This window comes from Pseudomonas sp. 86_A (assembly GCF_017491705.1).
Lineage (GTDB): Bacteria > Pseudomonadota > Gammaproteobacteria > Pseudomonadales > Pseudomonadaceae > Aquipseudomonas > Aquipseudomonas koreensis.
The window spans coordinates 1-716 of record NZ_JAFGYS010000049.1 but is presented as its reverse complement, the minus strand read 5'-3'; the positions used below and the strand labels follow the sequence as shown (position 1 = coordinate 716).

Here is a 716-nt window from a genome sequence, read left to right as displayed (position 1 = left end):
CGCGGCAATACAGCGGTATCTGGGACGGAACGTTTAAACCGGCATACAGCAACAACATGGCCTGGTGTCTGTGGGATATGCTGACCCATCCGCGCTACGGCATGGGGAAACGTCTTGGTGCGGCGGATGTGGATAAATGGGCGCTGTATGTCATCGGCCAGTACTGCGACCAGTCAGTGCCGGACGGCTTTGGCGGCACGGAGCCGCGCATCACCTGTAATGCGTACCTGACCACACAGCGTAAGGCGTGGGATGTGCTCAGCGATTTCTGCTCGGCGATGCGCTGTATGCCGGTATGGAACGGGCAGACGCTGACGTTCGTGCAGGACCGACCGTCGGATAAGACGTGGACCTATAACCGCAGTAATGTGGTGATGCCGGATGATGGCGCGCCGTTCCGCTACAGCTTCAGCGCCCTGAAGGACCGCCATAATGCCGTTGAGGTGAACTGGATTGACCCGAACAACGGCTGGGAGACGGCGACAGAGCTTGTTGAAGATACGCAGGCCATTGCCCGTTACGGTCGTAATGTTACGAAGATGGATGCCTTTGGCTGTACCAGCCGGGGGCAGGCACACCGCGCCGGGCTGTGGCTGATTAAAACAGAACTGCTGGAAACGCAGACCGTGGATTTCAGCGTCGGCGCAGAAGGGCTTCGCCATGTACCGGGCGATGTTATTGAAATCTGCGATGATGACTATGCCGGTATCAGCACC

1 protein-coding gene is annotated in these 716 nt (G+C 58.2%); it reads left to right on the top strand.

The genetic code is table 11. The annotated features are described in order from the left end of the window. Positions 1-716 (top strand): phage tail protein (locus J5M57_RS27905; RefSeq protein ID WP_207872078.1); only part of this gene is annotated, 716 nt, incomplete at both ends.